A 235-nucleotide genomic window follows, 5' to 3' on the forward strand; every position below is an offset into this window, starting at 1 on the left:
TTGACTAAAGCCCGCGGAGGTAAACGATTAATTAAGGATATGAAGCGTGTTGGTCGTTCCTTTAAAAATCAGCTATATCTTGTTTCACAGAATATGGCCGACTCCGAAACAGATGATGACAAGGGGAATTTCGGTGCGCGTTTTGCTTTCGATAACGATGTTGACCGGCCGGATATTTTAAAGACGATAAACCTTCCTCAAACAAAACAAAATGAGGAGATGCTTGCGAATATGG

1 protein-coding gene is annotated in these 235 nt (G+C 41.7%); it reads left to right on the plus strand.

Annotated elements, in window-relative coordinates; all coding sequences use genetic code 11:
• Positions 1–235 (plus strand): ATP-binding protein (locus RAD10_RS42565; RefSeq protein ID WP_461622100.1); only part of this gene is annotated, 235 nt, incomplete at both ends.

It is taken from the genome of Bradyrhizobium sp. 23AC (assembly GCF_054863025.1).